Source organism: Pseudomonas sp. ok266, assembly GCF_900110195.1.
Taxonomy (GTDB): Bacteria; Pseudomonadota; Gammaproteobacteria; order Pseudomonadales; family Pseudomonadaceae; genus Aquipseudomonas; species Aquipseudomonas neuropathica.
Genome location: NZ_FOCU01000012.1, coordinates 213,889 through 227,450, shown reverse-complemented (window position 1 = coordinate 227,450; position 13,562 = coordinate 213,889). Strand labels below are relative to the sequence as shown.

Annotated in this window: 12 protein-coding genes; 2 read left to right on the top strand and 10 right to left on the bottom strand. The window is 59.9% G+C overall.

All coding sequences use genetic code 11. The annotated features are described in order from the left end of the window. Positions 1-12: 12 nt before the first annotated feature. From BMY54_RS22705 to BMY54_RS22670, 8 genes are all read right to left on the bottom strand, one after another. Positions 13-270, bottom strand: coding sequence for a hypothetical protein (locus tag BMY54_RS22705; protein ID WP_093437845.1), 258 nt, complete (start codon positions 268-270; stop codon positions 13-15). Next, positions 267-479, bottom strand: coding sequence for a hypothetical protein (locus BMY54_RS22700; protein ID WP_093437841.1), 213 nt, complete (start codon positions 477-479; stop codon positions 267-269). Before BMY54_RS22700 ends, BMY54_RS22705 begins: the two co-directional genes overlap by 4 nt. A gap of 360 nt (positions 480-839) precedes the next feature. Next, complete coding sequence (locus tag BMY54_RS22695) at positions 840-1,019, bottom strand: hypothetical protein (protein ID WP_007917967.1); 180 nt, start codon at positions 1,017-1,019, stop codon at positions 840-842. A 156-nt stretch (positions 1,020-1,175) separates the two neighbouring features. Next, positions 1,176-2,351, bottom strand: a complete 1,176-nt coding sequence (locus tag BMY54_RS22690; RefSeq protein WP_093437838.1) for a lactonase family protein — start codon at positions 2,349-2,351, stop codon at positions 1,176-1,178. Then, positions 2,338-2,631, bottom strand: coding sequence for a DUF5629 family protein (locus BMY54_RS22685; RefSeq protein ID WP_093437833.1), 294 nt, complete (start codon positions 2,629-2,631; stop codon positions 2,338-2,340). Before BMY54_RS22685 ends, BMY54_RS22690 begins: the two co-directional genes overlap by 14 nt. 166 nt (positions 2,632-2,797) lie before the next feature. Next, positions 2,798-4,378, bottom strand: a complete 1,581-nt coding sequence (locus BMY54_RS22680; protein ID WP_093437829.1) for an aldehyde dehydrogenase (NADP(+)) — start codon at positions 4,376-4,378, stop codon at positions 2,798-2,800. A 9-nt stretch (positions 4,379-4,387) separates the two neighbouring features. Beyond that, positions 4,388-5,380, bottom strand: a complete 993-nt coding sequence (gene araD1 / locus BMY54_RS22675; protein WP_093437819.1) for an AraD1 family protein — start codon at positions 5,378-5,380, stop codon at positions 4,388-4,390. A gap of 152 nt (positions 5,381-5,532) precedes the next feature. Beyond that, positions 5,533-6,855: an MFS transporter gene (locus BMY54_RS22670; RefSeq protein ID WP_093437814.1), complete on the bottom strand. Its 1,323-nt coding sequence runs from the start codon at positions 6,853-6,855 to the stop codon at positions 5,533-5,535. A 193-nt stretch (positions 6,856-7,048) separates the two neighbouring features. Here BMY54_RS22670 and BMY54_RS22665 point away from each other — a divergent pair, with 193 nt between their 5' ends. Continuing rightward, on the top strand, positions 7,049-8,785 hold the full coding sequence (locus BMY54_RS22665; protein WP_093437804.1) for an IlvD/Edd family dehydratase: 1,737 nt from the start codon (positions 7,049-7,051) through the stop codon (positions 8,783-8,785). A gap of 185 nt (positions 8,786-8,970) precedes the next feature. Further along, positions 8,971-9,690 carry a FadR/GntR family transcriptional regulator gene (locus BMY54_RS22660; protein WP_093437799.1) on the top strand — a complete coding sequence of 240 codons (720 nt, stop codon included), beginning with the start codon at positions 8,971-8,973 and terminating at the stop codon, positions 9,688-9,690. 277 nt (positions 9,691-9,967) lie between these two features. Here the strand turns inward: BMY54_RS22660 and BMY54_RS22655 are convergent, their stop codons facing one another. Beyond that, positions 9,968-12,352, bottom strand: a complete 2,385-nt coding sequence (locus tag BMY54_RS22655; RefSeq protein WP_093437794.1) for an efflux RND transporter permease subunit — start codon at positions 12,350-12,352, stop codon at positions 9,968-9,970. Continuing rightward, the gene (locus tag BMY54_RS22650) at positions 12,349-13,392 is read right to left on the bottom strand and encodes a WD40/YVTN/BNR-like repeat-containing protein (protein ID WP_093437789.1); all 1,044 of its coding nucleotides are present in this window, start codon (positions 13,390-13,392) and stop codon (positions 12,349-12,351) included. Before BMY54_RS22650 ends, BMY54_RS22655 begins: the two co-directional genes overlap by 4 nt. Positions 13,393-13,562 lie beyond the last annotated feature (170 nt).

Here is a 13,562-nt window from a genome sequence, read left to right as displayed (position 1 = left end):
ACTCCTACAGGGTCAAGCCAGTGCTTGGCACATGCCCAGTGCCATGCAATCTATCTCGAACGGCCCGAGAAAATCAGCCGAGACTTTTACCGGTGGATTGCCGGCCATCAGCCCCAGGGTATTCGCCCGTTCGATGTTGTGCGCGATGGTGTGATTGGCCTCTATGGCGCGGGCCAATGCACCTACCGAACCTTGGCCGATACCCAATAATGAAGCGCCGTTGGTGAAGAACGCTAAACCGGCGACAACCCAAAGTCTGTAGCCTTTCATGCTCCGCCAACTCCTGCGAGTTCAGCCCGGTCGACCATCACGCTTTGCGAGCGAACTTCGAACTGCACGCCGGGGTGGGCAACTTGAATCGGCGCTTCAAAACTGTGTTCCATCTGCGAGGCGATGCTGACGACCAACACCACGGCCAGGTAAAGACCGATGGCCAGATAGGCGCCGCGTTTGGCTGAATGAAGGATTGCGCTGGCCATGGTGTTCTCCCGTGGGCATGTTTCGATGCCCACAGAATCAATCAAAAAAACCGTGGCAACCACTCAGGGTTTGCCATAGTAAACATCAGCTTCGTTGATTATTTAGCCAGTCTATTTACGTGTTGAAGAAAACCTATCAGGCCCATTTTTCGATTCGCCCACACACAAAAGCTGCCGAAGGCTGCGATCTGTTGAGTTTGCTGTACGGATCGTTCCCACGCTCTGCGTGGGAATGTAGCCCGTGACGCTCCGCGTCACTGGACGCAGAGCGTCCCTAGAGGCATGCCCACGCAGAGCGTGGGAACGATCAACAAATTCAACAGATCGCAGCCTTCGGCAGCTGTGGTCGAGGCGAAGATTTCAGTGTTGGGCTTTGTGATCCAGAGCGGCGTAGAAGTTGGCGCTCTGTTGCAGGTATTTCTGGGTGTAGCTCTGGGTGTGGGATTTTTTGCTGTTGATTTCAACGTTGGCACTGGCTGGCAGTACAACGGTAGCGGAGATGGCGGAAGCGGCAATCACGGAGAAGAGATTGAAGTTCATGGCGGTAACCCTCGTGTTCGGTTGGCTTGTTTGCCCGGTTGGGCCGTGAAGCAAACTTAACGCTCGAGGGTTGATCGCTTGAAATGCTTTGTAGCATTACCCGATATCAGCGCGATTAATACAAAGAGGCAGGCCCCGTAAACCGGGGCCTGTGGCTTATTGTCGCACTAGAAACTTGAGGTCGCTCGGCGCGTCCATCGGCAGTTTCTGCACGGTTTTGCCGAGCAGACCGGTCTTGCCATCGCGCTCGACGACGACAATTTCGTTGCTCTTCTGGTTGGCGATCAGCAGGAACTTACCGCTCGGATCAAGGCTGAACTCGCGCGGGTGATCACCTTCCACCGAGCGCTTTTGCAGTTCCTTGAGCTGGCCACTCACCGGATCAATCGCAAAGACCAGCAGTTGATTGGCGGTGCCACGGTTGCTGACGTAGAGGAACTTGCCATCCGCCGAGGCGTGCAGCGCCGCCGCTGCCTTGTCCGAAGTCGGTTGGCCGGCGGCCAGATCGACCAGTTGCGTCTGGGTCAGCACGCCGTCGTGGTAGTCGAACACCGCGACCTGCGCGCTCATTTCCATGGTCAGCCAGGCGTGTTTACCGTCAGCACTGAACAGCAGATGACGCGGGCCGCTGCCGGCAGGCAATGCCACGGATGCGGTTTTCGCTGGGGTCAGCGGCAGCTCCGGGTTGGCCTTGGGATCGAATTGATAAATGAAAACCTTGTCCGCGCCCAAGTCATTGGAGAACACGTAGCGGCCGTCCGGCGAAGAGACCGTCGAATGGACGTGATTGGAGGCCTGGCGCTCCGGGTTGACGCGGCTCGCCGGGTGCGCGCTCATCTGCACCACAGGTTTGAGTTTGCCGTCAGCACCCACCGGCAGTACCGCCAACGTTCCACCCGGGTCTTCCACCACCGAGTAGTTGCTGACGAACAGATGGCTGGCATCGCCACTGAGGCTCGAATGAGTCGGCTCGTTGCCCAGGCTCTGCACCTGATTGATCAGGCTCAGGGCGTGAGTCTTCGGGTCGATCGAATAGCTGCTGACACGCCCGACCGGATCTTTCTGGCCGGGGCCGTTTTCATTGACCACGAACAAGCGATGCTGGTCTTTGGACAGGGTCAGCCACGACGGGTTTTCGCTCTTCACCACTTGCAGCGGTTTGGCGGCGATCTGGCCGGTGGCGCTGTCGAAGTTCATGCGATAGAGGCCCTGGCTGGTGCCAGCGGTGTAGGAGCCGACCAGCAACTGGAAGCTTTCGGCGTACACCGTGGACAGGCCCATGGCACCGACGCTGCCGGCCATCAGCAGCGGCCAGAATTTACGCATTTTCATCAGTGTCATCCTCGTCGTCGCTGCTGCTGACTACATCGCCATGACAAACCAGGTGGTGTTCGCCAGAATCGCCGACGATCAGCCAGCTCTGCAGGGAGTCATCAAACGTTGCTGCTGCAACCTGCGCCGGCGTGAATTCCCAATGCTTGGCCGCTCGGCCATCGATGCACTCGATGTGCAGGTTGTCGTCTTCGTCGAGGGCGAATTCGAAGGCATGCAGGCCGTCGATTTCGACCATGCCGCAGTGTTCGAGGGCGTTGAGAAGGGTTTGGGCAGTCATGGCAGTAAAGTCTTTCAGGGGGGAAACCGGCAATGATAGCTCATTGTGGACTCAATCCCTGTGGGAGCGAGCTTGCTCGCGAATGCAGTGTGTCAGTCGACAAATATGTTTCTGATACTCCGCATTCGCGAGCAAGCTCGCTCCCACAGGGGATATTGGCTGTCAGTTACAACGCGTCGCGCGAGGGCTTGCCGTCGACGAGGCGCTGGATGCGCAGCGGGTTGGCGTTCTTCAGCGGCTCGGGCAGCAAGCTGTCCGGGTAATTCTGGAAGCACACCGGACGCAGGAAACGGTCGATGGCCAGCGTGCCCACCGACGTGCCACGGGCATCGGACGTCGCCGGATACGGCCCGCCATGCACCATCGAATCGCACACCTCGACACCCGTCGGATAACCGTTAAGCAGGATCCGCCCGACCTTCTGTTCCAGCAACGGCGTCAGCTCAGGGAAACGTTCAAAGTCCGCCTGCTCGCCAATGATCGTCGCGGTCAGTTGCCCGTGCAGGCCATGCAGCGCAGCGCTGAGTTGCGCCTTGTCCGCCACTTCGACAATCACCGTGGTCGGGCCGAACACTTCTTCCTGCAGCACTTCATCGCCATCGATCAACAGGCTCGCATCGGCCTTGAACAATTGCGGCTGTGCCTGATTACCCTGCTGCGGATTGCCGGCCAGATGCTCGATGCCGGGATGCGCCAACAGCTTCTGCAAACCTTTGCCATAACTGCCGAGGGTGCCGGCGTTGAGCATGGTTTGTGCCGGTTGATCGCCGATCAAACCCGCAACCTGCTGCACGAACGCGCTGAACTCTGGCGAGCGGATGCCGATGACCAGGCCCGGATTGGTGCAGAACTGACCGCAGCCCTGCACCACTGAAGCAGTCAAGTCGCGGGCAACCGTTTCCGAACGCTCGGCAAGGGCCTGCGGCAGGACGATCACCGGGTTGATGCTCGACATCTCGGCAAACACCGGGATCGGTTGCGGGCGCGCAGCGGCCATGTCGCACAGCGCACGTCCGCCTCTGAGCGAACCGGTGAAACCGACCGCCTGAATCGCCGGGTGCTTGACCAGCCATTCACCGACGCCCCCGCCGTAGATCATGTTGAACACACCGGCAGGCATCGCGGTTTTTTCCGCTGCACGAATCACCGCGTCAGCGACCAGCTCAGCCGTGGCCATATGACCGCTGTGGGCCTTGAACACCACCGGGCAACCGGCGGCCAGCGCCGCTGCGGTGTCGCCGCCGGCCGTGGAAAACGCCAGTGGAAAGTTGCTTGCACCGAACACCGCGACAGGACCGAGGCCGATGCGGTATTGGCGCAGATCAGGACGTGGCAATGGCTGGCGATCCGGCAACGGCAGATCAATCCGCGCACCGTAGAAATCCCCCCGACGCAGAACCTTGGCGAACAGACGCATCTGCCCGCTGGTGCGTCCGCGCTCGCCTTGAATGCGTGCGGCGGGTAACGCCGTTTCGCGGCAGACCACGGCGACGAAATCATCACCGAGGGCATCCAGTTCATCGGCAATTGCATCGAGAAACTGCGCGCGGCGTTCGGCGCTGAGGCTGCGATAGGCCGGGTACGCGGCAGCGGCAGCTTTGGCCGCTGCGTCGACTTCCTCAACCGTGGCCTGAATGAAATCGTGCGGCAACTGTTCGCCCGTCGTGGCATCGACGGAGTGCAGTTTGACGTCGCCAGCGGCGCTGCGCTGACCACCAATGTAGTTGTGACCGAGAATCTGAGTCATGGGATCTCCTTAAAGGGTGCCGATGCTGTCCGGTTCAAATGCCGCTGGAACCGGAACGATGCCATTGACCAGCGGCGCGCCGAATTCGGCCTGGCTGATTTCGAAGACGTCGCCCGGCTGGGTGCGGATGCCATCGGCGAACGACAGGGTCGCGGTGCCGAAGAAATGAATGTGCACATCCCCCGGACGCAGGAACTGGCTGTACTTGAAATGGTGGTATTCGAGGTTGGCGAGGCTGTGGCACATGTTCGCCTCGCCGCTGAGAAACTCGTTCTGCCAGAGCACTTCGCCGTCACGCAGGATGCGACTGGTGCCTGCCAGATGTTGAGGCAGTTCACCGGTGCGAAGTTCCGGGCCGTAACTGCAACTGCGCAATTTCGAGTGCGCGAGGTACAGGTAATTCTTGCGCTCCATGATGTGATCGGAGAACTCGTTGCCCACCGCAAAGCCCAGGCGATAAGGCTTGCCGTCGTTGCCAATGAGGTAGAGGCCGGCCATCTCTGGTTCTTCGCCAGCGTCTTCAGCAAACGGCGGCACCGGGAACGGCTGACCCGGGCGAACGACGATACTGCCGTCGCCCTTGTAGAACCATTCTGGTTGCACACCGGCCTGCCCCGCCGCCGGTTTGCCGCCCTCCACGCCCCATTTGAAGATGCGCATGGTGTCGGTCATCGCCGCTTCGTCGCCGGCCTGCTGGTGCATTTTGTCCCGCGCCGAGGCGCTGCCCAGGTGGGTCAGGCCGGTGCCGCTGATCAGCATGTGCGCCGGGTCCGGATGATCGAGAGGCGGCAGAATGCGCAGTTGCGCGAGCAGTTCGGCGTAGTCGTGGCTGATGCCGAGGCCGAGGATCTGCACTTGCTGTTCCAGCGTGTTGCCGGCTTCGATGGCGGCGAGCGCCAGATCGCGCACGCTGCGCGCGTCTAGCACTTCGCGCACCAGATCGTTGTCGACCACGCCGACGCGGCGTTCGCGGTTGCTTAATTCGAATTGAACCAGATGCATGATTTTCTCCTATTCCATCAAAAACGCCGCCGTTCCACTGTGGGAGCGAGCTTGCTCGCGAAAGCGGTGTATCAGTCACTCACAATGTTGAATGTGATGGCCTCTTCGCGAGCAAGCTCGCTCCCACAAGGGATTTGCGTGAATTCCAGCAGTCAGGTGCGGGTGGCGCCACGGGCGCTGGCGGCGAATTGATCAACGGGCAAGACATGTTTGCGTTCCAGCACACGGTAGACGATGCCGGTCAGAATCAAACCGAACACCATCACGCCCGACAGGAAATACAGGCCGGACGCGAGATTCCCGGTGTACTCCTTCAACGCCCCAATCACGAACGGCCCGATGTACCCGCCCAGGTTCCCTACCGAGTTGATCAACGCGATCCCCGCCGCCGCACTCGCGCCGGCAAAGAAGCGCCCCGGCAAGGTCCAGAACACCGCCGTGCAGGAAAACAGCGCAAACGCCACCAGACACAACGCCGCCAGTTGCGCCACGGGCAACGACAGCCACGCACTCAGGAACAGGCCAATCGCGCCCAGCACATACAGAACAGCCAGATGCCCGTAACGATCATTCAAACGATCGGAACTGCGCGGCACGATCAGCAAGCCGATGATCCCGAAGATATACGGCACCGACGACACGAAACCGGTGACCAGATCGCTGCCGCCAAACTGTTTGATCAGCGTCGGCAGCCACAGACCGAGGCCATAAATGCTCAACGTCACCGGCAGATAAAACAGCGCCAACAGCAACACACGTTTGTCTTTCAGCGCATGCAGCGGATTGCCGTGGCGGGTCTGGCCGTACTCCTGCAGATCCTTTTTCAACTCACCGGTCAGCCAGTCTTTCTCGGCTTGATCCATCCATTTCACTTGTTGCGGGCCGTCAGGCAACCAGCGCAGCACTGGCCAGGTCAGGAGGATCGCCGGGGTGCCGATGACGATGAACAGCCACTGCCAGCCATGCAGGCCAAGGACGCCGTCCATGCCGAGTAAGCCGCCGGACACCGGGCCGGTGATCATCATCGCGATCGGCTGGGAGAGGATGAACAGGCCAAGGATCTTGCCGCGATGGCGCACCGGGAACCATTGGGTGATGTAGTAGAGAACGCCGGGGAAGAACCCCGCCTCGGCCGCGCCGAGCAGAAAGCGCATCACGTAGAAACTGTGCGGGCCCTGAACGAAGGCCATGCCGATGGTGATCGCGCCCCAGGTGATCATGATCCGCGCGAACCAGCGCCGTGCGCCGAAGCGTTCGAGCATCAGGTTGCTGGGGATTTCGAGAAGGAAGTAGCCAATGAAGAACAGCCCGGCGCCGAGGCCGTAGGCGGCGTCGCCGATACCGATGTCGGCGCCCATGTGCAGCTTGGCAAAGCCGACGGCGGAGCGATCCACATAGGCGATCAGGTACAGCAGGATCAGGAAGGGAATCAGTTTCAGCGTAATGCGCCGGATTAGCCGCAGTTCCTGGCTCATGAGATCGGTCTCCGATTGTTGTTTTTATAGAACCTCGGGGGACGCCTCTCACGGAAAACCGCCAGGGCCATCCCTCCGTCGAAAACGACTATATAGTATTACTAATTCACCAACAACACTTCCAAACCTAGGATTTTGCGCTTAGATTAGGCCGTAGCTGGAACACTATAGTCATACAATAAGAGAATCGATCATGTCTGATAAGAAACCCACCCTGCGCTCCGCCCAATGGTTTGGCACGGCCGACAAGAACGGCTTCATGTACCGCAGCTGGATGAAGAATCAGGGCATCGCCGACCACCAGTTCCACGGCAAGCCGATCATCGGCATCTGCAACACCTGGTCGGAACTGACCCCGTGCAACGCGCACTTCCGCCAGATCGCGGAGCACGTCAAACGCGGGGTGATCGAGGCCGGTGGTTTTCCAGTGGAATTCCCGGTGTTCTCCAACGGCGAATCGAACCTGCGCCCGACCGCCATGCTCACTCGCAACCTGGCGAGCATGGACGTTGAAGAGGCCATTCGCGGCAACCCGATCGACGGCGTGGTGCTGCTGACCGGTTGCGACAAAACCACCCCGGCGCTGCTGATGGGCGCGGCCAGCTGCGATGTGCCGGCGATCGTCGTCACCGGCGGGCCGATGTTGAACGGCAAGCACAAAGGCAAGGACATCGGTTCCGGCACCGTGGTCTGGCAGCTCAGCGAGCAGGTCAAGGCCGGCACCATCACGATTGACGATTTCCTTGCGGCCGAGGGTGGCATGTCGCGTTCGGCAGGCACTTGCAACACCATGGGCACGGCGTCGACCATGGCCTGCATGGCGGAAGCACTGGGCACTTCCCTGCCGCACAACGCGGCGATCCCGGCGGTGGATGCGCGACGTTATGTGTTGGCGCACATGTCCGGTATGCGTGCAGTGGAGATGGTTCGCGAAGACTTGAAACTGTCGAAGATCCTCACCAAGGAAGCCTTCGAAAACGCCATCCGGGTCAACGCTGCCATCGGCGGTTCGACCAACGCGGTGATTCACTTGAAAGCTATCGCTGGACGCATCGGTGTCGAGCTGGATCTGGATGACTGGACGCGCATCGGGCGCGGCATGCCGACCATTGTCGATCTGCAACCGTCGGGGCGTTTCCTGATGGAAGAGTTCTATTACGCCGGTGGTTTGCCGGCAGTGCTGCGGCGTCTCGGTGAAGCCAATCTGATCCCTAACCCGAATGCACTGACGGTGAACGGCAAGTCGATCGGCGAGAACACCAAAGATGCGCCGATCTATGGCGAGGACGAGGTGATCCGCACGCTCGACAATCCGATTCGCGCCGATGGCGGGATTTGTGTGTTGCGCGGTAACTTGGCGCCGCTGGGTGCTGTGCTCAAACCGTCCGCCGCGACGCCGGAATTGATGCAGCATCGCGGCCGCGCGGTGGTGTTCGAGAACTTCGACATGTACAAGGCGCGGATCAACGATCCGGAACTGGAGGTCGATAAGGATTCGATTCTGGTGATGAAGAACTGCGGGCCGAAGGGTTATCCGGGCATGGCCGAAGTCGGCAACATGGGCTTGCCGGCCAAGTTGTTGGCCCAGGGTGTGACCGACATGGTGCGCATATCTGATGCGCGGATGAGCGGCACGGCGTATGGCACCGTGGTTTTGCACGTGGCGCCGGAAGCGGCGGCCGGCGGGCCTTTGGCGACGGTGCAGGAAGGCGACTGGATCGAGCTGGATTGCGCCACCGGGCGGCTGCACCTGGACATTCCGGATGCCGAACTGGCGGCACGCATGGCCGATCTGCAGCCGCCGCAGCAGTTGTTGGTGGGCGGCTATCGTCAGTTGTACATCGACCATGTGCTGCAGGCGGATCAGGGCTGTGACTTCGACTTCCTGGTAGGTTGCCGAGGCGCTGAAGTGCCGCGTCATTCTCACTGATCACACAAATCCCTGTGGGAGCGAGCTTGCTCGCGAAGGCGGCGGTACATTCAACAGTTATGTTGTTTGACCCACCGCTTTCGCGAGCAAGCTCGCTCCCACAGTTGTTCTTTACCCGCCTCAAGATTGCGCCGTGCCTGCTATGATGCGCGGCATCTCCATCGCTCAGGATCGCGCCACTCCCCATGGATTACCGCAAACCCTCCGACCGTAAAAGCATGCACTCGCGCATCGTCCAGGAACTGGGCATGCAGATCGTCTCCGGACGCTTCTTGCCCGACGACAAACTGCCCGCCGAAGCCCTGCTCTGCGAGGAGTACGCGGTCAGCCGGCCGGTGTTGCGTGAAGCCACGCGGGTGCTGGTGGCCAAGGGGCTGGTGTATTCCAAGCCTCGGGTTGGCACGGTGGTCAAGGCCCGGCGCGAATGGCACATGCTCGACCCGGACGTGCTGCACTGGCTGATGCAAAGCAGCCCGCAGAATGAGTTTTTCAATGTGCTGACCAGTGTGCGCAGCATTATCGAACCGGCGGCTGCCGCTCTCGCCGCTCAACATGCGACCGAGGCTGATATTGCCGCGATTGGCGAGGCGTATCAGCGCATGGAAGCGGCGCCGACACCGGAAGCGTTGTTGCAGCCGGATCTGGATTTCCATAGCCGGATTGCCGATGCGACACACAACGACTTGTTGGCGAACCTGTGCAATATGTTGTCGGTGGCGATTGCCGAGGCGTTGAAGCATTCGAATCAGCGGCCGAATCTGCATGAGCTGGCGTTGCCGCGGCATAAGGCGATTCTTACCGCCATTGAGAACCGTGATGCCCTTGGTGCTCGGCATGCGACGTTGGTGCAGTTGGATGATGCGCGTAGTGCTTTGAGTGTTGTGCTTGGCGCTGAACTCTCCTAAGGCTGGAGACCGCTTACCCTCACCCTAGCCCTCCCGAAACGTCGGACCGCCCAGAGGTAGAGGGAACCGATTGGGGGATATTCGAGATTTACGCCGACTTGAACGATTTGCTGTGAATCCATAATCGACTCGGTATTTCAGGTCGATGTATCAAGCAGCACACCTCGGTCAGTCCCCTCTCCCTCCGGGAGAGGGTTAGGGTGAGGGGCTCTTGATCTTAAAACACAAAAAAAGCCGCAACCCTAAGGTTGCGGCTTTGTCGTTTCAGCCCTTCAGATCAATGCGCAAACAGTGAATTGCCCTTCTGCCCCGCCAGCTTCTCAGGCTTGATCAGGAACTTCGCCAGTGCCGGCAACAGCCACAGCGCACCGAACATGTTCCACAGCAGCATGAAGGTCAGCATCAGGCCCATGTCGGCCTGGAACTTGATCGCCGAGAAGATCCAGGTGCACACACCGATCGCTAGGCACAGACCGGTGAACAGCACGGCTTTACCGGTGGATTTCAGCGTTTGGTAATAGGCTTCCTGCAACGGCAGCCCCGCGCGCAGGAAACTCTCCAGTCGGCTGTAGATGTAGATGCCGTAGTCGACACCGATCCCCACACCCAGCGCCACCACTGGCAAGGTCGCGACTTTCACGCCGATGCCCATGAACGCCATAAGCGCGTTACCGAGTACCGAGGTCAGCACCAGCGGCAGGACGATGCACAGCGTCGCCGCCCACGAACGGAAGGTGATCATGCACATCACTGCCACGCAGATGTACACCAGAATCAGGATGGTCAGCTCAGCCTGCTTGATGACTTCGTTGGTGGCCGCTTCGATCCCGGCGTTACCGGCGGCGAGGATGAATTCCAGACCGTCCTTGTTGTTGTCCTTGGCGAATTCCTGCACCGCGTGTACCGCCCGATCGAGGGTTTCAGCCTTGTGATCGTTGAGGAACACCAGCACCGGCGCCAGCGAGCAACTGTTGTTGTACAGACCGTCGGCGCGAGCAATCGAGTTGTTCAGCACGTCCGGGTTGCGCGACAGGGTTTCCCATTTCAGGTTGCCCTCGTTCATGCCCTTGATCATCTGCTTGGACACGGTCACCAGCGAGATCGCCGACTGCACGCCCTCGGTGTTCTGCATCTTCCACATCAGCTCATCGATCGGCGCCATGGCCTCATAACGCGAGCAACCTTCAGCCTTGGTCTTGACCATCACCACCAGCACATCGGAACTGGTTGAATAGTTGTTGATGATGAAGTTGTTGTCCTTGTTGTAGCGCGAGTCCGGACGCAGTTCCGGCGCGCCTTGGTCGAGGTCGCCGATTTTCAGGTTCTGGCTGTACCAGAGGCCGCCGCCGAAGGCGATCAGCGCCAGCACCACAGAGACGCGTGCGACTTTCGGATTGGCGAAGTTCGACAGCAGGCGCCAGAACGGATGTTCGCGGTTGGCGTCCTTCTTGCTCCTGGCAATCGCGCGTTTACTGATGCCGACATAGGAGATGGCGACCGGCAGCAGAATCAGGTTGGTGAACACGATCACTGCGACGCCGATCGACGCACCGATGGCCAGTTCACGGATCACGCCGATGTCGATGATCAGCAGCGTGATGAAGCCCACCGCATCCGCGAGAATCGCGATCATCCCCGGCAGGAACAGTTGCCGGAAAGTGCGCCGCGCTGCGGTCAACGCGTTGTCGGCCTCGCTGGATTGCAGGGCGATGCCGTTGATCTTCTGCACGCCGTGGGAAATACCGATGGCGAAAATCAGGAACGGCACCAGCATCGAATACGGATCGAGCCCGAAACCGAAGAAGTGCATCAAGCCGAGCTGCCAGACCACCGCCACCAGCGTCGTACTCAACACCGCGATGGTGCTGCGTACGCAGTTGGTGAACCACAACAGCAGAATCAGGGTGATGACAAACGCTATGCCGAAGAACAGTACGACCATCACCAGACCGTCGATCAGGTCGCCGACCTTCTTGGCGAAACCGACGATGTGGATCTTGACGTTGGGATTCTGCGCTTCGAACTTGTTGCGGATCTTGTCTTCGAGTTCATGGGAGAACTTGCGGTAGTCCAGCGCGAGCAACTTGCCCTGATCTTCCGGGTCCGGGTAGGACTCCAGCAGCGGGATGTCGACGATGCTCGACTTGAAGTCGTTGGCCACCAGCCGCCCGACCTGGCCGGACTTGAGCACGTTGTTGCGCAGCAGATCGAGACTGTCTTGCGAGCCGTTGTAGCTCTGCGGGATCACTTCACCGCCGGCGAAACCCTCTTCGGTCACTTCGGTCCAGCGTACGCTCGGGCTCCACAGCGACTTCAGGCCAGAACGGTCGACGCCGGAAATGTAGAACACCTCGTCGTTGATCTGGCGCAGAGTCTCCATGTACTCCTTGGAGAAGATGTCGCCGTCCTTGGCTTCCACCGAAATGCGCACGGTGTTGCCCAGGTTCGCCAGATCGTTGCGGTGCTCCATCATCTTCTCGATGAACGGATGCTTGAGCGGGATCATTTTTTCGAAACTGGTCGACGGCCGGATCAACGTGGCCTGCCAGAACAGGAAAATACTCACCACCAGGCAGATGAGGATCACTGCCGGACGGTTGTTGAAGATCAGGCGCTCAAGAAACGTCGCCTTGTCCTGCTGAGGAGTGATCAAGGAAGTCATAGCCCCGCCTTCTTATTATTGATCTCGGCACCGTTTGGCAGCGTGGTGTGAACGCCACCCTGCCCGCTCAGAATCAGATTGCCGTCGCCGGCAGCGGTGACCGACGACAGGGAAATACGATCCGGACGGTTGAACACGCTGAAGGTCTCGCCGTTGTCGCTGCTGCTGATCACCGAACCGCCGTTGCCAACGATCACGATCGAGCCATCTTCAAGCAGGGTCGCGCCGGACAGGCCGAATTCCAGCGATCCGCGCGCAGCTTTCAGCTCGACCTGCTCCCAGGTGCTGCCGAAATCCGTCGAGCGATAAAGGTTGCCGCGCAAGCCGTAGGCCAGCAGGGTCTGCGGTTGCGCCGTGCCGATCACGCCGAACAGCGAGCCTTCGTACGGGCCTTCGAGTTTTTCCCAGGTCTGGCCGTCATCGGCGGAGCGAAACATGCTGCCCGACTCGCCGACGATGAACAGCCCAGCGTCCTTCACCGCCGCGATGGCGTTGAGGTGGAACTGGTCTTCGTTGTCGAGGCGGTCGCTGACGTCTTCCCAGTTTTTGCCGCCGTCGGTGGTTTCCAGCAGTGCACCGTACGCGCCCACGGCGAGGCCGCTGTTGACGTCCTTGAACCAGACGTCGAGCAGCGGCGATTCGCGTTTGAGGTCTTCGAATTGCTTGGTCCAGGTCAGACCGCCGTCTGCGCTGGCGAGGATTTGCGCGTCGTGGCCGACCGCCCAGCCGTGCTTGTCGTCGACAAAGTACACAGCCGTCAGCAGTTGCCGGCTCGGCACTTTGGCTTGCGTCCAGGTTTTGCCCTGGTCATCGGAATAGAGAATGTGCCCACGATCGCCGACCGCGACCAGGCGTGCGCCAGCGTGGACGACATCGAGAATCAGGCTTTTCGCGGCTTTGGCGGATTCGGTGGCATAGACCACATCGGCTGGCGCCTCGGCAGCAATCACAGGTGCCGATAACGTGGCCAAGCCCAGCATGGAGAGTGCTGTGGCCAGCAACGCGGTGTTGCGTAACGCCGGCGGGCGGCAACGACTCATAGACCTTCCCCTATTTATTATTGTTAGGCCATTGGCCTTCAAGGGCGCCGCAAGTGTGCTCCGCTGATGACTGGTCAGAAGCATAGTCCTGAAACCCGCAATCCAGAGCCACTTCGGAAGCTGGCTCATCCTATCGGGCTTTCGAAACGTCTGACAATCGGCGCCACGTT

What these genes read in the sequence shown, in the direction of transcription:
- BMY54_RS22665 (WP_093437804.1), top strand. Translation starts at nt 7,049, where the DNA reads ATGTCTGATAAGAAACCCACCCTGCGCTCCGCCCAATGGTTTGGCACG.
- BMY54_RS22650 (WP_093437789.1), bottom strand. Translation starts at nt 13,392, where the DNA reads ATGAGTCGTTGCCGCCCGCCGGCGTTACGCAACACCGCGTTGCTGGCC.
- BMY54_RS22690 (WP_093437838.1), bottom strand. Translation starts at nt 2,351, where the DNA reads ATGAAAATGCGTAAATTCTGGCCGCTGCTGATGGCCGGCAGCGTCGGT.
- BMY54_RS22705 (WP_093437845.1), bottom strand. Translation starts at nt 270, where the DNA reads ATGAAAGGCTACAGACTTTGGGTTGTCGCCGGTTTAGCGTTCTTCACC.
- BMY54_RS22680 (WP_093437829.1), bottom strand. Translation starts at nt 4,378, where the DNA reads ATGACTCAGATTCTCGGTCACAACTACATTGGTGGTCAGCGCAGCGCC.
- BMY54_RS22655 (WP_093437794.1), bottom strand. Translation starts at nt 12,352, where the DNA reads ATGACTTCCTTGATCACTCCTCAGCAGGACAAGGCGACGTTTCTTGAG.
- BMY54_RS22695 (WP_007917967.1), bottom strand. Translation starts at nt 1,019, where the DNA reads ATGAACTTCAATCTCTTCTCCGTGATTGCCGCTTCCGCCATCTCCGCT.
- araD1 (WP_093437819.1), bottom strand. Translation starts at nt 5,380, where the DNA reads ATGCATCTGGTTCAATTCGAATTAAGCAACCGCGAACGCCGCGTCGGC.
- BMY54_RS22660 (WP_093437799.1), top strand. Translation starts at nt 8,971, where the DNA reads ATGGATTACCGCAAACCCTCCGACCGTAAAAGCATGCACTCGCGCATC.
- BMY54_RS22685 (WP_093437833.1), bottom strand. Translation starts at nt 2,631, where the DNA reads ATGACTGCCCAAACCCTTCTCAACGCCCTCGAACACTGCGGCATGGTC.
- BMY54_RS22700 (WP_093437841.1), bottom strand. Translation starts at nt 479, where the DNA reads ATGGCCAGCGCAATCCTTCATTCAGCCAAACGCGGCGCCTATCTGGCC.
- BMY54_RS22670 (WP_093437814.1), bottom strand. Translation starts at nt 6,855, where the DNA reads ATGAGCCAGGAACTGCGGCTAATCCGGCGCATTACGCTGAAACTGATT.